Origin of the sequence: uncultured Microbulbifer sp. (assembly GCF_913055755.1) — a bacterium.
Taxonomy (GTDB): Bacteria; Pseudomonadota; Gammaproteobacteria; order Pseudomonadales; family Cellvibrionaceae; genus Microbulbifer.
This window is the reverse complement of sequence record NZ_CAJXKH010000035.1, coordinates 1-21,593: the sequence shown is the minus strand read 5'-3', so window position 1 is coordinate 21,593 and position 21,593 is coordinate 1. Positions and strand designations below refer to the sequence as shown.

General features: G+C 60.9%; 20 protein-coding genes. 9 read left to right on the top strand and 11 right to left on the bottom strand.

The features are described from left to right. Nucleotides 1-107: 107 nt before the first annotated feature. From arfB to QZ511_RS08040, 4 genes are all read left to right on the top strand, one after another. Nucleotides 108-524, top strand: a complete 417-nt coding sequence (arfB, locus tag QZ511_RS08055) for an alternative ribosome rescue aminoacyl-tRNA hydrolase ArfB (RefSeq protein WP_295801459.1) — start codon at nt 108-110, stop codon at nt 522-524. Between the two features lie 32 nt (nt 525-556). Then, on the top strand, nt 557-1,609 hold the full coding sequence (locus QZ511_RS08050) for an Ldh family oxidoreductase (RefSeq protein ID WP_295801457.1): 1,053 nt from the start codon (nt 557-559) through the stop codon (nt 1,607-1,609). A 158-nt stretch (nt 1,610-1,767) separates the two neighbouring features. Next, nucleotides 1,768-3,210 carry an amidase gene (locus QZ511_RS08045; RefSeq protein WP_295801455.1) on the top strand — a complete coding sequence of 481 codons (1,443 nt, stop codon included), beginning with the start codon at nt 1,768-1,770 and terminating at the stop codon, nt 3,208-3,210. Continuing rightward, nucleotides 3,207-4,415, top strand: coding sequence for an aminotransferase class I/II-fold pyridoxal phosphate-dependent enzyme (locus tag QZ511_RS08040; RefSeq protein WP_295801453.1), 1,209 nt, complete (start codon nt 3,207-3,209; stop codon nt 4,413-4,415). Before QZ511_RS08045 ends, QZ511_RS08040 begins: the two co-directional genes overlap by 4 nt. A gap of 91 nt (nt 4,416-4,506) precedes the next feature. On the opposite strand, the gene QZ511_RS08035 is transcribed toward QZ511_RS08040, so the two are convergent. The 4 genes from QZ511_RS08035 to can all read right to left on the bottom strand — a co-directional run bounded on the left by QZ511_RS08035 (nt 4,507) and on the right by can (nt 8,706). Further along, complete coding sequence (locus QZ511_RS08035; RefSeq protein WP_295801451.1) at nt 4,507-5,277, bottom strand: glycerophosphodiester phosphodiesterase; 771 nt, start codon at nt 5,275-5,277, stop codon at nt 4,507-4,509. A gap of 224 nt (nt 5,278-5,501) precedes the next feature. Then, nucleotides 5,502-6,038: a flavin reductase family protein gene (locus tag QZ511_RS08030; protein WP_295801449.1), complete on the bottom strand. Its 537-nt coding sequence runs from the start codon at nt 6,036-6,038 to the stop codon at nt 5,502-5,504. A gap of 120 nt (nt 6,039-6,158) precedes the next feature. Next, complete coding sequence (locus tag QZ511_RS08025; RefSeq protein WP_295801448.1) at nt 6,159-7,826, bottom strand: FAD-dependent oxidoreductase; 1,668 nt, start codon at nt 7,824-7,826, stop codon at nt 6,159-6,161. Between the two features lie 214 nt (nt 7,827-8,040). After that, a complete protein-coding gene (can, locus tag QZ511_RS08020) occupies nt 8,041-8,706 on the bottom strand; it encodes a carbonate dehydratase (protein WP_295801447.1) in 666 nt (221 codons plus the stop codon). 349 nt (nt 8,707-9,055) lie between these two features. On the opposite strand from can, the gene QZ511_RS08015 reads away from it, so the two are divergent. Continuing rightward, nucleotides 9,056-9,580, top strand: a complete 525-nt coding sequence (locus tag QZ511_RS08015; RefSeq protein ID WP_295801446.1) for a GNAT family N-acetyltransferase — start codon at nt 9,056-9,058, stop codon at nt 9,578-9,580. A gap of 165 nt (nt 9,581-9,745) precedes the next feature. On the opposite strand, the gene QZ511_RS08010 is transcribed toward QZ511_RS08015, so the two are convergent. Together QZ511_RS08010 and QZ511_RS08005 are read right to left on the bottom strand one after the other, a co-directional pair. Then, on the bottom strand, nt 9,746-10,591 hold the full coding sequence (locus QZ511_RS08010) for an SPFH domain-containing protein (RefSeq protein WP_295801445.1): 846 nt from the start codon (nt 10,589-10,591) through the stop codon (nt 9,746-9,748). A 93-nt stretch (nt 10,592-10,684) separates the two neighbouring features. Further along, complete coding sequence (locus QZ511_RS08005; RefSeq protein ID WP_295801444.1) at nt 10,685-11,146, bottom strand: NfeD family protein; 462 nt, start codon at nt 11,144-11,146, stop codon at nt 10,685-10,687. A 282-nt stretch (nt 11,147-11,428) separates the two neighbouring features. On the opposite strand from QZ511_RS08005, the gene QZ511_RS08000 reads away from it, so the two are divergent. From QZ511_RS08000 to QZ511_RS07985, 4 genes are all read left to right on the top strand, one after another. After that, nucleotides 11,429-12,166: a hypothetical protein gene (locus QZ511_RS08000; protein ID WP_295801441.1), complete on the top strand. Its 738-nt coding sequence runs from the start codon at nt 11,429-11,431 to the stop codon at nt 12,164-12,166. 120 nt (nt 12,167-12,286) lie between these two features. Beyond that, nucleotides 12,287-13,468 (top strand): phospholipase A, encoded by a 1,182-nt coding sequence (locus QZ511_RS07995; protein ID WP_295801440.1) that lies wholly within the window; start codon nt 12,287-12,289, stop codon nt 13,466-13,468. A 27-nt stretch (nt 13,469-13,495) separates the two neighbouring features. Continuing rightward, a complete protein-coding gene (locus QZ511_RS07990; protein ID WP_295801438.1) occupies nt 13,496-13,900 on the top strand; it encodes an NUDIX domain-containing protein in 405 nt (134 codons plus the stop codon). Nucleotides 13,901-14,058: 158 nt separating this feature from the next. Beyond that, complete coding sequence (locus tag QZ511_RS07985) at nt 14,059-16,062, top strand: aminotransferase class V-fold PLP-dependent enzyme (RefSeq protein ID WP_295801436.1); 2,004 nt, start codon at nt 14,059-14,061, stop codon at nt 16,060-16,062. Between the two features lie 2 nt (nt 16,063-16,064). Here the strand turns inward: QZ511_RS07985 and QZ511_RS07980 are convergent, their stop codons facing one another. The 5 genes from QZ511_RS07980 to lptE form a co-directional block, all read right to left on the bottom strand. Continuing rightward, nucleotides 16,065-17,510: a M23/M56 family metallopeptidase gene (locus QZ511_RS07980; protein WP_295801435.1), complete on the bottom strand. Its 1,446-nt coding sequence runs from the start codon at nt 17,508-17,510 to the stop codon at nt 16,065-16,067. Next, nucleotides 17,507-17,902, bottom strand: coding sequence for a BlaI/MecI/CopY family transcriptional regulator (locus tag QZ511_RS07975; RefSeq protein WP_295801434.1), 396 nt, complete (start codon nt 17,900-17,902; stop codon nt 17,507-17,509). The genes QZ511_RS07980 and QZ511_RS07975 overlap by 4 nt, the downstream gene beginning before the upstream one ends. Before the next feature lie 195 nt (nt 17,903-18,097). Continuing rightward, complete coding sequence (locus QZ511_RS07970) at nt 18,098-19,759, bottom strand: isovaleryl-CoA dehydrogenase (RefSeq protein ID WP_295801432.1); 1,662 nt, start codon at nt 19,757-19,759, stop codon at nt 18,098-18,100. Nucleotides 19,760-19,931: 172 nt separating this feature from the next. Beyond that, nucleotides 19,932-20,936, bottom strand: a complete 1,005-nt coding sequence (gene holA, locus QZ511_RS07965) for a DNA polymerase III subunit delta (RefSeq protein ID WP_295801431.1) — start codon at nt 20,934-20,936, stop codon at nt 19,932-19,934. Between the two features lie 15 nt (nt 20,937-20,951). Beyond that, nucleotides 20,952-21,470, bottom strand: a complete 519-nt coding sequence (gene lptE / locus QZ511_RS07960; protein ID WP_295801429.1) for an LPS assembly lipoprotein LptE — start codon at nt 21,468-21,470, stop codon at nt 20,952-20,954. Nucleotides 21,471-21,593 lie beyond the last annotated feature (123 nt).

Below are 21,593 nucleotides of genomic sequence, written 5' to 3'. Positions count from 1 at the left end.
TACCTGGCATTTCTCGGCTCGGTGCGCGGGTATAATTTTGCGCCTTTTCGACTTAGCATAGACGATCGTATTGCCTATAAGCGTAACGAATAAAGATGTCATTTGATATGTTGATAATTTCTCGAACACTGGCGATTCCACTGGCTGAAGTGGAAATGCACGCGATGCGCTCAGGTGGTGCCGGCGGGCAGAATGTCAACAAGGTATCCACTGCCATTCACCTGCGTTTTGACGTACAGGCATCCAGCCTGCCGCAAGAGATCAAATCCCGTCTGCTAGCCTTGCGTGACCAGCGTATCACCGCGGAAGGTGTGGTGGTTATCAAGGGCCAGCGGTTTCGCACCCAAGAGAAAAACCGTGCGGACGTGCTGGAACGGTTGCGGGAGCTGATCGCCAGTGTATTGGTAACACCCAAAAAACGCTTGCCCACCAAACCCACCAGGGGATCAAGGGAGCGGCGCCTGAAGAGCAAAACCCGCCGTGGGCAAGTCAAATCCATGCGCGGAAAAATTTCCGACTATTGATTGTCGTTGACGAAGTAAATAAAGGATAAGACATGAGCAAACGCTATGACGCGCAGGCGCTGCAACAGTTTGCCAGCGCACTGTTTGCGACTACCCGTATAGATTCGGAGCGTGCGGATGTGATGGCAGACATTTTTCTGCAGGCAGACCTGATGGGTTTTACCACCCACGGTCTGAACCGGGTAGCGAGCAATCTGCAATGGTTGCAGAGCGGTGCATCCCGGATTGCAGGGGAGCCTCATGTGCTGTCTGATCGCGGCAATTGCTTCAACTGGGATGCCGAGTTCCTGCCCGGCCCCTGGGCGGTGACCAGGGCCGTTGATGAAGCGCTGGCACGGGTTGAAGAGCACGGCGTGGTGAGCGCCACCATCCGCCGCAGCCAGCATATAGCCTGCCTCGCCGCGTACCTGCCGAAAATCGTCGAGAAAAACTGTGTTGGTATCCTGACCTGTTCCACGCCGTCCGAGAACACCGTGGCGCCGCAGGGTAGCAAGACACCGCTGTTTTCCGCCAATCCCATCGCCTTCTGCGCACCTGCGGGAGATTATCCACTGCTGTTTGATATCAGCATGTCTGCCACCGCCGGCGGTTACGTGGCGCGGGCGGAACGCGAGGGCCGGAAATTGCCCCACCCGTACCTGAAAGATCGCGATGGAAATATCTCCGATGATCCCGCGGCCTTTACCGACGGTGGCAGTATTCTGCCGGTGGGTGGCGCGGATCACGGATACAAGGGGGCGGCGCTATCGGCGATGCTCGAAGTGCTGTCGATGGCGCTCGGAGGTTATGGCCGCGCGGATGACGCCGGGGACGATGACGAAGCCAATTCCGTATTCCTGCAAATCATCGATCCCAAGGCTTTCGGCCCGGAGAATCGGTTTTTGCGGCAAACCGCTGCACTGCTGCAACTGTGGGAAACCTGTGAAAGTGACAGCGGTGAGCCGGTGCGGGTACCCGGTCGACGGGCGTGGCAATTGCGCCGCGAGCAGCTCGCCAACGGCGTGCGCCTGTATCCGACAGTCGTGGAAGACTTGCAGGCCCTTGCCAAAGAGTACGCAATCCCCATGCCAGCTGTCTTGAGTTGACCGCTGCTGCGACGGAGGATATTTCGGGAATGTCATCGGGGCGTATTGTTCTACTTGTATTTTTCCGCTGCGGCGCGAAATGGGTCTAGGATAGGGGGAAACTGTCACATAAACATCTCAAATAATTAGAGGTTGCAGCCAAAAGGAGAACCTTGGCGATGGAAGATCTGGTCCGCATGACTGCGCTGGAACTGTTGAGTGGCTATCGACAAAAGCACTTTTCCCCAGTAGAAGCGACGCGGGCCATGCTCGCCCAGATCGAACGCTGCAATCCGGTGGTCAACGCGTTTAACCTGGTGGACGAAGAGACCACCCTGGCTGCGGCGCGGGCGTCTGAAGCGCGCTATCACTCCGGAGATATCCGCGGCCTGCTGGACGGCGTGCCGGTAGCCATCAAGGATGTATTCCTTACCGCCCAGTGGCCCACCATCAAGGGCTCCAAGACCATCGACCCGAAAACCACCCTGGGCAAGGAGGCGCCCAGTGTTGCGGCGTTGAATCGACACGGCGCAGTACCGCTGGGGAAAACCACGACCCCGGAATTCGGCTGGAAGGGCGTCACCGATAATCCGGTGGACGGTGTTACCCGCAACCCCTGGGACCCGAGCAAAACTGCCGGGGGCTCCAGCGGCGGCAGTGCCGCGGCGGTGCCGCTGGGTATGGGGCCGCTGGCGCTGGGTACCGATGCCGGCGGTTCCATTCGTATCCCCGCGGGTTTCAGCGGACTGGTCGGCTTGAAACCCAGCTTCGGTGAAGTGCCCCACTGGCCCGCCAGCCCCTTCGGCACTCTCGCTCACGCCGGCCCCATGACCTGGACCGTGGCGGACTGCGCGCTGTTGATGAATGTGCTTTGTGAAGCCGATGTGCGCGATACCAATGCCATTCCCCGGCGCAATATTGACTACCTGGCGGCGATACAGGGCGAGCCGCAAGAACTGTTGCGCGGGGTAAAAATAGCCTTCAGTGCCACCCTGGGATATGTACAGGTGGACCGGGAAGTGGAAGAAACCGTGCGCGAAGCGGCAAAGCTTTTGCAATCGCTCGGGGCGGAAGTCTCGGAAGTCGCGCCGGGGTTTGACGATCCCCTCGCCGCATTTGGCCATCTGTTTTACGGCGGTGCCGCCAATGCGCTGCGCAATATCAGCAAGAAACAGCGCATGCTGATGGATTCACAACTGGTCGCGGTTGCGGACAGGGCCGCGCAACTGACCATGCTGGATTACCTGGAGGCGGTGAACGAGCGCATGGCACTTTGCGAGCGTATGGCGCTGTTCCATAAAAAGTACGACCTGCTGCTCACTCCCACACTGCCGATCACCGCATTCGCCGCCGGGCGCGAGGTCCCGGAAGACTGGCCGAGTACCCGCTGGCCCTCGTGGACGCCCTATACCTATCCGTTCAATCTCACCGGGCAGCCGGCCATCTCGGTGCCCTGTGGTTTTGCCACCAGTGGCCTGCCCATTGGCCTGCAAATGGTGGGCGCGCGGTTTGACGATACAGCGGTACTGCGCGCAGCCCAGGCGTACCAGCTTGCGGCACCACTGACCGACGTGCGCCCGCAGCTGTTTTATGAGAACTCGCCGGAGGAACAAAGCGCGTGAGCCGGTTGGATTTTGATTTTTATGAATCGGAAGATCCGGTCTGGAATCCCGCGCTGTTGACGATTCCCGTCCCCGGTATCCGCAAAATGGTGAACATGGCGGCGACCCTGGAGGACGTGATTCATCTTTCCATCGGTCAGCCGGATGCACCCACGCCGCCCCATGTGATTCAGGCGACGGTCGACGCGCTCAATGCGGGGCAGACCGGATACACCATGGATGCGGGCCTGCCGGAATTGCTGGACGCCCTGGCGGAATATTACGGTGAGCGCTCCGGTCGCTATATTTCCCCGGAAAATATTCTGGTTACCACCGGTGCGACGGAGGCGATCTACCTCGCACTTACCGCGGTATCTGCGCCGGGGCGGGAATTTATTGTGCCGGATCCTTCGTTCATGCTGTACGCGCCATTGATTCGCATGAACGGTGGCGAGGTGAAGTACGTACCGACCCGCGCCGAGAACCACCACCAGCTGGATCCGCAGGACGTCCTCGACGCGATCGACAGCAACACGCACGCAATCATCCTGAATTCCCCGAGCAATCCCACCGGTACGGTTTATCCGCGGGAAACTGTGGAAACCATCGTGCAGGAGGCGGCCTACCGGGGTATTTATGTGATCAGTGACGAGGTTTACGATCACCTGATCTACGACAAACGCGGCAGCGACAACTATGCCAGTGTGCTGTCCTGTTGCTCCGACCTCGATCACGTGATGGTGATCAGCAGCTTTTCCAAAACCTTCAGCATGGCGGGAATGCGCATAGGCTGGCTAATCGCCAGCCAGGGGGCGATCCGCAAACTGCGCCGCTACCACATGTTCACGACCACTGTTGCCAATACTCCCTGTCAGTGGGCGGGCGTCGCGGCGCTCAAGGGGGACCGCAGTTTTATTGATGAGACGGTCAATACCTACCGCAAACGCCGCAACCGGCTGGTGGAGCTGGTAGAGCAGACCCCTTTTCTGGAGGGCTATGTGCCGGACGGCGCTTTCTATATGTTTCCGTCGCTGCCGGAAGGGGTGAATGGCAACAATGTGGCCCTGCGCCTGCTGCGGGAAACCGGTGTGTGTACCATCGCCGGGGATACCTTTGGCGAGAGCAGCCGCAATGCACTGCGCTTCAGTTACGCCACGTCCATCGAAAACATCGAGCGGGCCTTTGAGCGCATTATTCCGTGGATGGAAAAGCAGGATTTTGCCTGAGGTGATTTTGTTTTTTTAGCGCTACTGCGGCAAAGCCGAAGGCCGCTCCGGGGCGGGCGTGAATACGGCTGCGAACAGCGCCGGCGGTGCCTCAGGGCTGCTGCACATCGTCGCTGGAGGGTTGGATCTGCTGCACCAGCATTTCTGCAGTCTTGGTGGCGTTATAGTCCATGATCAGCTGCGGTTCGTCGGTGAACACCCCGTCGGCACCCATGGCCGCGACCAGGTGCAGGTCGTGGGGGTTGTTGACGGTAAATACGTAGGTCTTGAGCCCGCGCCGGTGCCCGTCGTCGACCATTTCCGCGCACACAAAATCCATGCTCAGGTGAAGGGAGTAGGCCTGTAGTGGTTCCGCGCTGGCGGCCAGGTCCAGAGGGACACCATCGATCAGCACCCCGCGGCGCACTTCCGGGATCAGTTTCAGGCAGTCGTAAACCTGGCGGTGGTCGAAAGAGGAGAGAATGTACTGCTCGTAGGTAGCGCCGTTATCCCGCACGTAGGCCTCGATTTCCCGCGCTGCCAGGGCCGCGCAATTGGGGCCTTTCAGTTCGATATTCAGCTGGACATTATTGCCCACCAGCTCCAGCACTTCCCGCAGGGTGGGTACCTGCTCGCCACCGGGCAGCAGTCGCTTGCGCAGTACTTCCGGCGCCAGCTCCGTCAGCAGTTCCTGACCCGCCAGCAGCCGGCCCAGGCGCCGGTCGTGTTTGACGATCAGTTCACCTCCCACATTCCACACATCGATCTCGACGCCGTCGATATCGAATTCCAGCGCGTGGGTAATGGCCTGCAGGGTATTTTCCGTGGCCCGCTTGGGGTATCCGCGGTGAGCGAAGCAGAACATATGATCGGTTGTACGCATCTCTACGGCCACTATAGGGGGATCTCCCAAGGGTCTGATAAAAGTATGACCAGCGAGTGACAGCCACACAATCGGTAACCGGTATTTTCACCGCAGTTTTTATATTGTTTATTTCATGCGGGCCGCGTGTATATAGCGCTCGGTTTTAGAGGGGGCGGGTGGGAGTCAGTGCCCGGCGGCGAGCGGGGTGGCGAGAGGGGCGGGGAGGGCGGTAAGGCCGGGAATTACTCCCCGGCCAGTGCGCGGTAGCGGCCGCGGTGGAAAATCAGCGGCTCGCCACCGGTAGCGGAAAATTCCAGCACTTCACCCAGCAGGATGGTGTGGTCGCCACCTTCGATATTCTGTGCGCGGCGGCAGTGAAACAGGGCCGCACAGTCATCCAGTTGCGGCACGCCGCCTTTGCCCTGGTGCCACTTCACCTGGCCGAACTTGTCTGCACCGCGCCCGGCAAACAGGTTGGAGACATGTTGCTGGTCACCTTTGAGGATGTGGACGGCAAAATACTCGCTTTCGGTGAAGGCACTGTAACTGAGGGCGGATTTGTCGATGCTCCAGAGGATCAGGGCCGGATCCAGGGAGACGGAGTTGAAGCTGTTGACGGTCATGCCCACCGGTTGGCCACTGCTGTCCACGGTAGTGACGACGGTCACTCCAGTGGCGAACTGGCCCAGGGTGTCGCGCAGGGCGCGGCTGCACTCTGCGGGGCTGTCGCCGGCAGTGGTCTGTGTTGCGGAGGAGGCGGGTTTACTGGATGCCGTCATACTGCGTTCAAATGTTGCTCAAAATTTGTGCTGGCGGCCATTCTACGGGAAAAGGCACCGCTTTGCGTTATTTTCTTTAAATTGTGGGCTTTGGATCCCGAACTTCGGATCTTGCGCCGATCAGGGCATCAACGGCGCGCATTCGCTGCTCAGGCGCTCCCGCTCGGTAATGGCGCTGCCGGTCAGGGCGAAGCCCAGCAGCTCGCCATCGCCGCCGCGGAATTCCGCGCGCACGCCATCGTCACTGCCATCGATGTGCCACTCGCCTGTCGCGCCGGCGCGGGGCGGGCAGACCACGGTGGGGCGCAGGGTGGTTTTTACCGCCACCGGTAGGCTGCCGTAATGGACGTCGCTCGGCTCCCCGGTCAGGTTGCGCGCCAGGGCGCGGGCGCTCTGGGTGAGCGGGGCGACGAAATAGAGGCTGTGGCCATCGACTTCGGCGCAGTCGCCGAGGGCGAAAATGTGCTGGTCGCTGGTCCGCAGCTGGCGATCGGTGACGATGCCGCGGTTCACCGCAAGGCCCGCGGCTGCGGCGATGGCGGTGTTGGGGGTGAGGCCCAGGGCCGCCAGGGCCAGATCGGCGACAATTTCACTGCCGTCCGCCAGTTGTGCGCGAATACTGCTGCCGTCGCGAGACAGGTCGCTGACGCCGGCGCCAAAATGGAAGCGCACACCAGCCTGTTGCAGGGACTTCTGGATATCGCGTCCCGCTTCCTCCGGCAGCAGCGCAGCCAGTGGCCAGGGCTGCAGGTCCACCACGTCCACGTCAAAACCGGCCTGCACCAGGTCATTGGCAAATTCGCATCCGATCAGCCCGGCGCCGATCAGCAGTACGCGCCGGCGGTGGGCAAGCGCGGTGCGGAAGCGGTGGTAGTCCGCCAGGCTGTTGACCCGGAACAGGCGCGACAGACCGTCGCCACTGATGGCGGGCAGCGGCGCGCAGCTGGCGCCGGTGGCGAATACCAGGCGGCTGTAGCGCAGCTCCGCGCGGACTCCGCCGCTGTCTGAGACCAGGGTCAGCAGTTTCGCCTGGCGATCCAGATGGGTGACGTGGGTGTGTACCAGGATCTCGATCTTCAGGTCCCGGGCCATGTCCTCTGCGCTACTGGTGGCGAGCTGCTGCGGCGTCTTGCCGTGGGTGAGGGACGCGGACAGCAGCGGCTTGGAATAGAAGGTGCCGTCGTCGCCGGTAATCAGCACCACCGGGGTGCGCTGATCCAGCTTGCGGAATTCTTTTGCCAGGTGGTAGCCGGCGAGGCCGCTGCCGATGATGACCAGGGGGTCTTCACTGCTCTGCTCGACTGGGGCCACCGCTTGCTCGGGCTCCGCCTGCGGGGCTTCGTCGGCCGGCGTGGCCAGCACCATATCGAAGTCTTCTTTACCTACACCGCATTCCGGGCAGGTCCAGTCGTCGGGAATGTCTTCCCAGCGGGTGCCGGGGGGAATGCCCTCCTCGGGGGCGCCTTTGGCTTCGTCGTAGACCCAGCCGCACACCATGCACTCCCAAATCCGGTGGGCGTTGCCGGGAGTGGGGGAACCGGTGGGTGCGGCAGCAGAGGACTCGCTGACTGCCTGCTCCTGCGCTGCGGGGGCGGTGTCACTGTTGGCGCCGGCGGCAACCTCGACCATGGCGAACTCGCCCTTGGTGGCGCCGCACTCGGGGCAGGTCCAGTCTTCCGGGATATCTTCCCAGCGGGTGCCGGGCGGAATGCCATCATCCGGCGAGCCTGTGGCCTCGTCGTAAATCCAGCCACAAATCTGGCATTCCCAAACACGAAAGTCGGACATGGATACCCCTGGGGACAACATAATTCTTGAGGCTGGCTGTAGTGGCCAGCAATTTTTCAGGAGGGGGAGTGTAGGGAAAAAGCGGCGTAAAGTTAACTGGTACCCACGGTTCAGTCGTGTCCATCGGGACCTTTACGGGGAACTTCGCGGGGAGCTTCATACGGGCGCGCCCGGCGCTGGCTGCGCCGGGAACGGGGAAGTCCCGAATGCCCGGTTAGCCGGCGCTCTCTTCGCTGCGCTGGGCGATGGCGGTGAGCGCGCGGTGGTAGGTCTCGCTCAGCTTGTCGGTGCTGTCCACGGTTACCTGCAGGTCGTTGACCAGCCCGTTGTCGAGGCCGTACACCCAGCCGTGTACCGACAGCTCCTGGCCCCGCTCCCACGCGTCGCGCACGATACTGGTCTGGCACACGTGCACCACCTGTTCCAGCACGTTCAATTCGCACAGCAGGTCTACCTGCTGTGATTCCGGGAACAGTTTGATCAGGGTATGGTGTTTGTCGCGCACGTCCTTGATGTGGCGCAGCCAGCTTTCAATCAGTCCCAGGCGCTTGTCCTGCAGCGCAGCGGCAACACCGCCGCAGTCGTAATGGCCGACCACCATGATGTGTTTGACCTTGAGCACCTCGACCGCAAACTGTACAACCGACAGGCAGTTGAGGTCCGAGTGCACCACCACGTTGGCGACATTGCGGTGTACGAACAGCTCTCCCGGTAGCAAATCCACAATCTGGTTGGCGGGCACACGGCTGTCGGCACAGCCGATCCACAGGTATTCCGGCGATTGTTGTTTGGAGAGCTTGAGGAAAAAATCGGGTTTTTCGCGGCGGGTGGATTCGGACCAGACGCGGTTTTTCTGGATCAGGTCTTGAAGCTTGGACAAGGCGTGTATCCTGCTGAGGGTATTTAACAGGGCAGGATAGCCTGTTTGTCATTTTACGCCAACAAACTTGAGCGTTCGGGTAATCGGCGGCCTGTAATTCCGGGCGCCATCTGCTAACCTGCTGCGCGATTAATCGTTAGGGGAATCTGGACATGGGCGTGCGCAATTCAGTGATCCGGCACAAGCGAAGATTGAACCGTCACGGCACTCCGCTGGGTAAACGGCGGCAGAAAGTCCGCTGGCTTCTGGCACAGCGCGCCCGGGTGCGCGCTTACCGGCGATCGTATGAGGAGCGTGAGGCCGCCGCTGACGAACAGATAACAGATTCCAACGCCGACCAAATGCAGTAGTGAGTGAGCACAATATGGTACCGAACAATCAGGCCGCCGCAGCCGATCTGGAAATCCGGATTGCAGACCTTGCCGATCCGTCAGACCGCCGGGATTTTTTGGCACTGTTGGATGAATATGCACGGGACCCGTTCGGTGGCGGTGAGGCGTTGCCGGAGGTCTGTCACCGGGAGCTGCCGGAAAAGCTGGTTGAGTTTCCGGGTGCCTTTACCGTGCTCGCATACCGCGATGGCAAGCCCCTGGGGCTGACGAACTGTTTCATGGGCTTTTCAACTTTCGTGTGCAAGCCGCTGGTGAATATTCACGACGTGGTGGTAAGCGAGGCGGCGCGCGGCGTCGGCGTGTGTACCGCGATGATGGATAAGGTGGCGGAAGTGGCCCGCGAGCGCGGTTGCTGCAAGATCACTCTGGAAGTGCTGGAGAAGAACCACCCGGCGCGGGCGGCCTACCGCAAGTGTGGCTTCAAGCCTTACGCGCTGGATGAGGAATTCGGGCAGGCGGAGTTCTGGCAGCGGTATCTTTGAACAGTACTAAAGACCTTGACGCTAAGGTGGCGATGCCGGGTGCTGCCTTGTGAGACCTTCTAAAACAGGGATGTTTTAGAAGAGCCCCCAGGGATGGGTTCACGGCGTGTCTCACAAGGCAGCACCCGGTAGCGTCACCGCCACCAGATTTATTCAGAACCGGGATTAGCGATTCAGCAGTCCCTTCACCGCATTGGGGAGGTCCGCCGGCAGCAGGATGTTCTTGGCGTTGGTGGAGGTGGACAGTTCTTCCAGTGCGTTGATATAGCGCTCGCCCAGCAGGTACATGACCGGCATTTCCTTGTCGCCGATGGCCTGGGTGACCCGCTCGATGGCTTCGCGGCTGGCGTCTGCCAGGACTACCTGGGCCTTGGCATCGCGCTTGGAGGCTTCCAGGCGGCCATCGGCCTCGAGAATTGCCGCCTGCTTTTCACCTTCGGCGCGGGTGACGGTGGCGCGGCGCTGGCGTTCCGCGGCGGCCTGTTCTTCCATCGCCTTCTGCATGGTGGCAGAGGGGTTGATGTCCTGGATCTCCACCGTCTTCAGGTTGATGCCCCAGTCCGCGATATCGTCGGAAATGGCTTCTTTCAGTTTTGCCTTGATCAGGTCGCGCGAGGACAACGCGGCGTCCAGTGACATCTCGCCGACGATGGAGCGCAGCGCGGTCTGCACCAGATTCTGGATGGCAATTTCATAATCCTCTACGCCGTATACCGCTTTCTCCGGAGAAACGATGTTGATATAGGCGACAGCATTGGCAATGATGGTGGCGTTGTCTTCGGTGATGACTTCCTGGGACGGAATGTCCAGTACGATATCCTTGGTGGTGACCTTGTAGGGCACCTGGTCCACGTAAGGGATGATCACATTCATGCCCGGGTTGAGGGTGCTGTGATATTTGCCCAGGCGCTGCACTATGTGCTTGGAACCCTGGGGCACGATGCGAATACCCATGCCCACGGTGATGACCACCAGCACAACCAGTGCGATAACTACCGATAATCCTTCCACTTGAATCTTCCCCCTGAAAATAAAAAGGCAGCCCGGCTCTTTGAGCGTCGGCGGCTGCGGTTATGTTTGCTTTGTCAATGAATGAGTGCGGTGTCAGTGCGGAGTGACCACCAGGGTGTTGCCGGAAATATCCTGCACCCGTACCCGGTCGCCGATGGACACTTCCGCGTTGCAGATAAAGGTCCATTCGTCTTCACCGAGAACCGGCGCGGGAAAGCGCAGGCGCCCGCGCGATTTGCCGCTGTTGGACTCGATTACCGAACCCACCTGGCCAGTGAGGGCCTCGAACGCCATGCCGGAGGTGGTGCGGTCTTTCCACTTGGGCTGCATTTTTTTATGCCAGAACACCACCAGCCCCAGGGACAGCGCGGCCCACAGTAACAACTGCACGGTGATGGGCATGCTAACGCCCAGCAGGAGCAATCCTATGGCCAGCGCGGAGAGGCCAAACCAGAAAAGTATAAAGCCGGAAACAAAAATTTCGGCGGTAACCAGCAGCAGGCCGAGCACCAGCCAGTGCCAGTAGGCGATGTGTGCATTGAGCCATTCGAGCATGATGGCTTTTCTCCTTTTTATGCAGCTTGTTATGTAATGGTCGGGCGGGTTTGCGGTTGATTATGCCTTAAAACGATAAGCGCCGTTTGGCCTCATGAAATCGGGTGTTAACCGGGGCTGGAAACTACGATTTTTTGCTAATGAAAATTTCGTGATTCGGTCACAAATCCGCAGCAAATCCGCGGGCTTGTGCAATACTTTTTGCAGGCGAATGTGCCGCAATCATGCATCAAATTTGTGCGTATGTATCCCGAAAATTCACTCACTGCATCAAGAGAAATCATGGACGAAGATCTTATGCAATTAACCTCTACCCTCGCCCAGGGGCGTTACCAGTACAGCTGCGATGGGCGCGCCATGCCGGTTCAGGATGACTGGCAACTGGGGCGCGATGCGCAGGGCCGCCAGTTGCTGATCAGCCGCCGTCTGGTCGGAGAGCAGGGGCACGGTATTGAAGTGCGCGCCCTGATGAACTCGGGCCTGGTAACGGATTGCCGCGTGCTCTGGAAAGACGAGGTATCCGAGGTTAGCGCTCACTACCGGTCGGTAACCGCGGACGGTGTGCCGGTCAGCATTGATAACCCCATCGAGGCGGAATGGACCGGTCCCAATGGCCTGCAACACAACACGCTGGGTGGACAGCAGCGCTTGCTGTTTCCGCTGATGCGTATATTCATGGGGCCGCTGCTGAAGCGCTTGTCCGGCATGGAGTTCGGCTGTGAGGTGGTGGCGCCGGATATCGTCGACCCGTCACAGCGTGGCAAACTGCTGGCACCGCGGGTGAGCCACCGCCGTGCTCAGGTCGTTGCGGACGACGCCAATATCCAGGGAGTGCACGACCTGGGGCCCGACGTCAGCGTATTTTCCTACCAGGGCGACGAGGGCGAGCGGGATGCATACTGCTACGTGGACCATCGCGCTCTGCTGGTCGGATACGACTGGCCCAGCAGCACTGGTCGCCTGTGGCAGGTGCGGTTGCGGGACCTGGAGTGGTCACCGGAGCTGACTGCGCTCTGTTAGGCCCTGGCTTTGCGCTGGTTGCCGGCGTGCGACCAGGCGCGCCAAATCTCTGACCGGCTGCACATTTATCGCTCTCAATCCGTGTACACTGCGCTCTGAATTTCACCTGGAGCGCATCACTTGTCCGCTTTTCGTCTCGTGCAATCTGTTTTCCCTGCACGCATCGTATTTTCCGTGCTGGTATCCGGCCTTTCCCTGTTGCCGGTGGCCGCAGCGGCCGCTGAAGTTACAGAGGACCCTCGGGTCGTTGACGGTGAGCAGGCGCCGGCAGAGGGGGATCAGGACATCGAGCTGTTGCAGATGGACGACACCCTGCAGAGTGAGGCGAAGCGACAGGAGAACTGCCTGCGTGAGCAGCTGCTGACCGCACCGGCGAATATCACCCTGGAAGAAATGCGTATCCGCTGCAGGCTGCAGGTGATTCGCGGTTCGCAGCCGGAGCATGAGGCGCCGACTTTTGCCACGGTACCGGAAGTCGCCCCGCAACCGGAGCACGGGCCCAGAGTCAGCGAGCGCGCCCAGGCTATCCGCGACGCGGCCAACAACCCGTTTACCCTGGCATCCCATCACACCAACTACCTGCTGCCGGTGGCCTATAACCCGTCACCGAATACCGCGGGGCTGGAAGATTTTGATGTGGACGGTGACCCCGTCAGCCTGGATCACGTGGAAGTCCAGTTCCAGCTGTCGGTTCAGGTACCGGTGTGGCGGGGGTTTCTCGGCAAGGCGTCCTTTATGAGTGTCGCCTATACCAACCGTTCCTTCTGGCAGGCCTACAATTCCGATGACTCCTCGCCGTTTCGCGAAACCAATCACGAGCCGGAACTGATCATGACCTGGCTCAACGACTGGACGATCTTCGGGTTCCAAAACGTCGCCAACCAGGTCGCCTTCAACCACCAGTCCAATGGCCGCAGCGAGCCGCTGTCCCGCAGCTGGAACCGGGTCTACGCCAATTTTGCGTTCGAGAAAGACAGTGTGTTTTTCTCCTTCAAGCCCTGGTACCGGATTCCCGAGGACGACGAAGAGGACGACAACCCGGACCTGGAGTTCTACCTCGGGCATTTCGAGTTTGTCGGTGGCGTGCAGAAGGGGAATCACGTGGTCTCGCTGATGGTGCGCAACAACCTGCGCTCCGACAACAAGGGGGCGGGGGAGCTGCGCTGGAGCTTCCCCATCGGCAACCGCGTGCGCGGCTATGTGAAGTACTTCAACGGCTATGGCGAGAGCCTGATCGACTACGATGAATCAGTTCAGACCCTGGGGATCGGTTTCGAGCTGGCCCGGGGTACCGGCAGTTGATCACGGTTTGCATAACACGGTTAAGGCATGGGATTTGACGATACCTACAAGTTGAGTGCACACGCGGTCATCACCAATGATGCCGGTGAGGTACTGCAGCTGCGCGCCACCTATGCGGACAAGACCTGGGGCCTGCCCGGCGGCGCCCTGGACCTGGGGGAGACGGTACACGAGGCCCTGCACCGGGAGTGCCGAGAAGAGCTGGGGCGGGATATCGCCATCGACTACCTGAGTGGCGTTTATTACCACCGGGTATACAACTCCCACGTGTTTATTTTTCGCGCACATTTCCTCGATGAAAGCGAGATCCGGCTGTCTTCCGAACACTCCGCATTCGATTACTTTTCGCTCGATTCGCTGTCCCCGGTACAGCGGGTGCGGGTCGGCCACTGCCTTGAATTCGACGGTGAAGTTCAAAGCGCGAAATTTTAACTTGTTCTGTATTTGTGATCACAAATGCGATAGTGTGCGGGTTTGGTGGAGAGGATCCCTGAACACCTGGTTGGCGCCACACAGCGCCGATTCCCTCCATGAAAATCCGCCTTCTATGCTGAAATACAAGAACAAGATTTATGGGTTTGGAACAGACGATGCCTGACCTGGGCAACCTGAGTGAACAGCGACAGCCTCTGGAGTGCCGGGTGGCGTTGGTCAGTAATGATCGCGACCTGAGCAGCAACTGGGTCAACGCCCTGAATGCTACCGCCGCGCAGCACGAAAACCCCTTCGGCCTGCGCTTTGAATCTGTCACTACCGCGGCGCTGGAAAAGCACCTGCGGGAACAGGATCGCCTGCAGGCGCTGATCATCGACGGCGGCTGCAGTACGGAAGAACTCAGCAATGCGGAAGAGCTGGCAGATCGCATGCACGACCTGCGCGCCCAGCTCAACGTCTTTCTGGTGGCACAGAATTCCTTCCTGAGCACCCAGGGTGGGGCGCCCGCTTCGGTGCGCAAGCGCTTCGACGAGCTGTTCGACCGCCGCGAGGGCAATTTCAACCACATGTTCCGGCTGGTGCAGGCATTTATCGCCCGCCGCGCCTCCACCCCGTTTGCGGACACCCTGAAAGAATACGTCTTCAGTGCCCGCGACGCCTGGCACACCCCGGGGCACTCCGGTGGCGACAGCCTGCGCAACAGCCCCTGGGTAGGGGACTTCTATCGCTTTATGGGCGAGCACGTGTTCAATACCGACCTCTCGGTGTCGGTGCAGGTGCTCGACAGCCTGCTGGAGCCCCACTCGGTGATCCAGGAGGCCCAGGACCTGGCCGCCCAGGCCTTTGGTGCCCAGCACTCGTTTTTCCTCACCAACGGCACCTCCACCGCCAACAAGGTGGTGATCCAGCAGATTCTCGGCGGTGGTGGCAAGATCATCGTCGACCAGGCCTGTCACAAGTCGGTGCACCACGCGGTGATCATGAACCGCTGCGAGCCGATCTACCTGAAATCCACCCTGCACCCGGAGTTCGGCATCTACGGCCCGGTGCGGCGCGCGGATATCGAGCAGGCGCTGGATGAACACCCGGATGCCGGCCTGCTGGTGATCACCTCCTGCACCTATGATGGCCTGCGCTACGACCTCAAGCCGATCATCGACTGTGCCCACGAGCGCGGAGTCAAGGTGCTGATCGATGAGGCCTGGTACGCCCACGGTTATTTCCACACCGAACTGCGCCCGACTGCGCTGGAATGCGGTGCGGATTACGTCACCCAGAGCACCCACAAAATGCTTTCGGCGTTTTCCCAGGCGAGCATGATCCACGTGCAGGATCCGGATTTCGACGAGTACCGCTTCCGCGAAAACCTGAATATGTACGCCTCCACCAGCCCGCAGTACCTGATGATTGCGAGCCTCGATGTAGCGCGCAAACAGATGGTGATGGAGGGCTACGGCTGCCTGCGCCACTGCCTGCAGATGGTGGAGACCCTGCGCCGGGAAGTGGACGCCACCGGCGTGTTCCGCGCCCTGACACTGGATGACCTGATTCCCGCACCGCTGGCCGGCGACAATATCCGTCTCGACCCCACCAAGGTCACCATCGACGTCACCGCAAGCGGTTACTCCGGCAAGGAGATCCAGGTCAAACTGTTTGACCAGTTCGGTATCCAGGTGGAGAAGACCACCTACAACACCGTCAGCGTACTGGTAACCCTGGGCAGTACCGAAAGCAAACTGCTGCGCCTGGTGCACGCGTTCAAACAGCTGGCGCGTCAGCCGCGCCGGCGCAGCCATGCGGTCACCGCGCGCCAGCTGCCGGAATTTACCCGCCTGACCTGCCTGCCCGCGGATGCCTACTTCGCCGAGACCGAAGAGCTGCCATTGATGGACAACGGCGTGCTGGCGGAGAAAAAGCTGGTCGGCAGAACCTGCGCCGATGAAATCGTGCCCTATCCGCCGGGCATCCCGGTGCTGGTACCAGGCCAGGAAATCTCCGCACAGATAGTGCAGTTCCTGCAGCAGCTGTTGCAGGGACAGACCGCGACAGAAATTCACGGCCTGATTTTCCGCTCCGATGAGCCCATGTTGCGGGTGGTGTGCGAGCCGAAAAAATCCTCCGGCGACAACGTTAAGAAAGGCGTCAAAAAAGACGGCTGACTTTACTGTTTGGCCAGAACCCGCACGTGTTGCTTGGCGAATACCGGAACCTGGCTGGCCGGGTCCACCAGCTCACCGTCCTGGCGCAGCTCCCAGTGCAGGTGCGGGCCGGTTGCCTTGCCGGTGCTTCCCACTAAACCCAGGATCTGTCCCTGTTCGACCCTGTCGCCTTTGCTCACCAGGCGCTTGTCCAGGTGGGCGTAGAGGGTTTCCACGCCCTGGCCGTGGTCGATGATCACTACCTCGCCGCGGGCACCGCGGGTGCCGGAGAAGGTAACCACGCCCGACCTGGGCACCTGTACCTGGGTACCCCGGGGCGCGCCCAGGTCCATGCCCTTGTGCAGGCGCTGCTTGTTGTGATCAGCGTCCTTTATCGGCCAGGGCCGCATGCCGAAAGCAGAGGTAACCCGGGCGTCGGGTAGAGGGTTGATGAACGCTTCTGCGACCTTGCCGGCCAGTGCCAGCTGCGGCTGCAGGCCCAGGATCAGGACGCCGCCGAGGGTCAGGGACCACAGCGTTTTGCTGGAGCCCTTGCGGGCGCTCTGTTTGCCATTCAGAATATGACGGATTCTCACGGTAAAGCTCCTTTGGTTTTGCTTTGAGAATGCCGCGACAGGATCATTGCCGTGAGCTGTCGCGGTTTGGCGAAGGGTCTTTAGCATTGCCTCTGCGTAGGCCCTTCGCCGTTTCGGGTTTTCCTTTCTGAGAACCTGTTCGTCACAGCCCTGTTCCAGGGCGTCCACCGCCAATTTCGCCAGCGTTTTCAGCGGCCAGTTGAACCACAGCAGTGCCGCCATGCATTGCAGCCCCAGCACCGCCAGTGGATCGCGCCGCGCCAGGTGCTCCAGTTCGTGGCGCACTACCAGGCGAATTTGCTCCAGGGACAGGTAGTCCAGGGTCCACTGGCTGAGAACCAGGGTCGGCGTCGGCAGCGCGGCGGCAAAGGGTGAGATCCGCTCTTCTACCAATACCAGCTTTAGTGTTTTCGGTGCTCCCACCACGCCCAGGTGTCGGGCCAGTGCGCCCTCTGTCGGTAGCGTTTTGCCACGCCTCAGCAGGTTGGCCAGTCGCCAGTGGCCCAAAAACAACCTTCCCATGCCGATGGTTGCACCGATTGCCCAGATCAGGCCCCAGGCCGCGAGCAGCCACTGCCAGGAAACGACGGTATCGTTCATCTTTGCGGTGACATCGACAACCCGGGATGCCGCCTCGACCGGCACCGTCAGTGCCGGCAGGCGCAGTTCAATGGATGGGGCCGTTTCCGCGGCGGGCAGGAAGCCCAGGCAAAAGCTGGCAAAGGTCAGCACCGCTGCGGCCAGCCAGGGATCGCGCCAGCTGCTCAACCATTCCAGGCGGCGGGCCAGCAACACCAGCGCGCCCATGGCGCTGCCACCGACGATCAGGGAGATCAGGCTGGACAGTGCCAGCTGGGCAAGCCACTCAATCATCTTTGCGCCTTCTTGTTGCCTTTCTTTTTATTGCCGGGGGCAAGCAGCGCTTCCAGCTCCTTCAGTTCGCTTTCACTCAGCAGTTCGCTACCGGCGAAGAAGGACGCCGGCACCGGCCCCTTGATCTCCAGTACCCGCTCGGCAAAATCCCGCGCGTAGGCGGCCAGGGTTTTCACCTTGTCTGCGCGGGCCTCGAATACCTTGAGCCCGTGCACTTCGAAGGCCTGTAGCAGGTCCTTGTCCTGCATGCGGTCGAGGGTCTTGCGGGTGGAGGAGTAGGACCAGCCCAGCTGCGCTTCAACCTGCTGGTGGATCTCGCGGGCGCTGAGGGGGGACTGTTGCCAGAGAGCCTTGAGGATGGCCAGCTCGGATGCCGAGGGTTGCTGTTGCATTGCGGTTTGCTCTTGTGACGAGTGGGTTGAGTATGCGACAAGTGTCGCATGTGTGCAACCTGTGTCGTTACTCGGGCCCGACCTGACTGTGCGGGGAGGAGAGCAGGGTGAAAGAAGAAGGCGAGGAAGCCGGGGCGCCGAAACAATCGACAATGCAATTGCGTGACGCGCCCGGTTCGGATTTTGCGCTGTCGGTTACGGGGTGATCAGCGGATTGCCGCGCTCGATAATGGTTTTGACATCTACACCCACCGGCAGGGTGCCGGTGTTGGTAACGCCCTGGGCGCCCAGCCGTGAGGCGATAAACCCTTCCGCCACGGCGGTGTTGCCGTTTTGCATAAGCAGGTGGGATTGCATGGTCAGTGCCAGCTGGTCCACCAGATGGCGGGCGCGATACTCGATCTGGTCCATATCCGACAGTACGCTCTGCAGGTGTGCCAGCGCGCGGTCGTAGCGCAGGTCGTTGCCCTTGCTCTGTGCCAGCTCGTCCATCCAGTTGGCCAGTACTTCCGGGGTTTTGCCGATGGCCCGCAGCACATCCAGCGCCTGCACATTGCCGGAGCCTTCCCAGATCGCATTGATCGGTGCGTCGCGGTACAGGCGCGCGGTGATGAAATTCTCGATCACACCATTGCCGCCGAGGCACTCCATCGCTTCATAGGCGTGGTGCGGTGTGCGCTTGCAGATCCAGTACTTGCCCACCGCGGTACCCAGGCGCATCAGCCGCTTTTCCCGCTCATCATCGAGATGGTCGAAGGCGCGCGCCATGCGCAGGGTCATGGCCACGGAGCCTTCCACTTCCAGTTGCAGGTCCGCGAGCACATTCTGCATCAGCGGCTGGTCGATCAGGGTTTTGCCGAAAGCGCTGCGCTGACTGGCGTGGTAGATCGCCTGCAGTGCCGCCTGCCGCTGGCCGCCGGAGGAGCCGATCATGCAGTCGAAGCGGGTGGCGGAAACCATTTCGATGATCGCCGGTACGCCGCGGCCTTCCTCGCCCACCAGCCAGCCGAGGGCCCCGCGCAGCTCGATTTCCGACGAGGCATTGGAAACATTGCCCGCCTTGTTTTTCAGGCGCTGAACCTGGATCGGGTTCTTGCTGCCATCCGGGCGCCAGCGGGGTACCAGGAAGCAGGACAGGCCGCCGGGTGCCTGCGCCAGCATCAGGAAGGCATCGCACATGGGGGCGGAAGTAAACCACTTGTGCCCTACCAGTTCATAGGTGCCGTCGCCCGCGGGAGTTGCGGTGGTGGTGTTGGCGCGCACATCCGAACCGCCCTGTTTCTCGGTCATGCCCATGCCGATGGTGAGGGCACTTTTTTCGGTATGCGGGCGATTGCTGGGGTCGTAGCCGCGGTCGGTAATTTTCGGCAGCCATTGCTCTGCCAGCGCTGGCGTCAGGCGGATGGAGGGCACCGAGGCAAAGGTCATGGTTACCGGGCAGCCGTGGCCCGCTTCCAGCTGGCAGTGCAGATAGTATTTTGCCGCGCGCACCACGTGGGCACCGGGCCTGGGGTCCGTCCAGGGGCTGCTGTGCAGCCCTTCGCTAAGCGCCAGTTGCATTAACTGGTGGTAGGCCGGGTGGTAGTTCACCTGGTCGATGCGGTTGCCCACGCGGTCGTGGGGCTCAAACTCGGGCTTGTGGGCGTTGGCGAGATAGCCTCGCTCGATCATCTCCGGGCGGCCGCACACTTCGCCGTAGCGCTGCAGGTCGTCTTCCCCCCAGTGACTGCCATTGCGCGCCACCGCATCGCACAGTGCAGCGTCACCGGCATACAGGTTGTGGCCGTGCAGGGGCTGGGGCTGGTTGCTGACGGTATGGGTGCTGGCGAGCTGTGACGGGGCTGGGGTATCGCTCATGGATCGTCTCTCTCTGCGTTGGCTTGCGCGGGCTGCAGTGGCAAGATTAGTCGGCTGGAAAATGGAGAGGACTATCCTAGAGCCTTGATCGCGACGGTAGTTGTCTTGCGGCGCCGGATTGATTGGCTAGTTGTGCCAGATTGCCATCGTGCGTGTATTTGCGTGAACCACTTCAAATGCTGCGCTTGCCGGACAGGTTCAGGGTCAGCTCCAGCAGTCCCGCCCAGGGATCCATTTCCTTACCCCCCTTGATGGCATTGTCCACCGCCCGTGCGCGCAACAGGAAATTTTCCAGGTGGCGGGGGTGTAGCCGCTGGCAGGCGCCCTGCACCAGGGGCTGGCGTTTCTGGATGCGCACCAGGCGGTTGATCGGTTGGCCCTGGTCGAGTTTCTGCTGGATGTCCAGCAGGCTGCGGATTTCCCGCGCGATGGCCCACAGCACCACCGGCGCTTCCACTCCTTCGGCGCGCAGGCCCTGCAGGGTTTTCACGGCGCCGGCGGCGTCGGCGGCGAGGGCTTTGTCAATCAGGCCGAAGACGTCGTAGCGGGCGGAGCTGGCGACGGCGTTGTTCATGGTGTCGGCACTAATGACGGAGTCCTGCGCCAGCAATTTGAGCTTTTCGATTTCCTGGCTCGCCGCCAGCAGGTTGCCTTCGACCCGTTCGGCGAGTATCTGGATGGCTTCCGGTTCGGCGTCGAGTCCGTTGGCGCGCAGGCGCTGGTGGATCCAGCGGGGCATTTCTGCGGCGTCTACGGGCCAGATCTGGATGAGCACGCCCTTGGCTTCCAGCGCTTTTACCCATTTGCTGTTCAGTTGCGAGCGGTCGAGCCGCGGCAGCACGAGCAACAGCAGGGTTTCTTCGTTCGCCATGCTGGCGAATTCCTGCAGGGCCTTGCTGCCTTTGTCTCCGGGTTTGCCGCCGGGCAGGCGCAGTTCGATAATTTTTTTGTCCGCAAACAATGACAGGCTGCCGGCGGCGGAGAGCAGTTGCCCCCAGTCGAAGTTATGTTCGCCGTGCAGCAGGTCGCGCTCGTTGAATCCCTGTTTGCGGGCGGCGTCGCGGATGCTGTCACAGCATTCCTGCACCAGCAGGGGTTCGTCCCCGGTTACTACGTAGATGGGGGCGAGACCCTGTCGAAGGTTCTGTGCCAGTTGCCGGGGGTTGATGCGGGCCATTGTTGCTTTCGCCCGTTACGGTGCTGCGGGGTTGTCGGTGACCGGGGTGCTGACGTCGATGCGCCGCAGGCGGTCGATGATGCGGGCGATCAGTTCGCGGCGCATTTCTTCCCGCTGCAGGCGTTCCTCTTCGCCTTTACTGACGACTTCGTCGTCGTCCCATACGAGGGTGCGGTAGACGTCTGCCTTGGCTTCGGTGAGCAGGGTGCGGCCGCTGCGGTCGCTGACACTGTATTCGGCGCTGGTGATCAGTTCGTATTCGGAGGCGCGACCTTTGGCATCTACGGAGACGGTGCGTTTGCGTTCGTCTTCTTTGTGGATGGTAAGGAGGTAGTCGGCCTGCGAGGGTTCTTCGGCCAGTGGCAGGCCGCTGGTTTGCAGCAGGCTGGTAATGGTTTCGGCGATGTCGCTGCGCGGGTCTTCGCTGGTGATATAGAGCGTGCTGCCGGGCGGGAAGTTTTTCGGCGCACCGCGCAGGTGCCAGCCGCAGGCAGAGATGGTGACGGCCAGGGTTAGAGTTAGAGTGCGCAGCATTATGTTTTTCATCTGGGTCCGTTGTGTTCTTTTGCTGGTGCGGTGGCGGCCAGGCACCGGGGGCGAGTTTTCAGGACCGCTGTAAATACGTCCCTGTACGCTGCGTCGGCGACATCCCTGTCG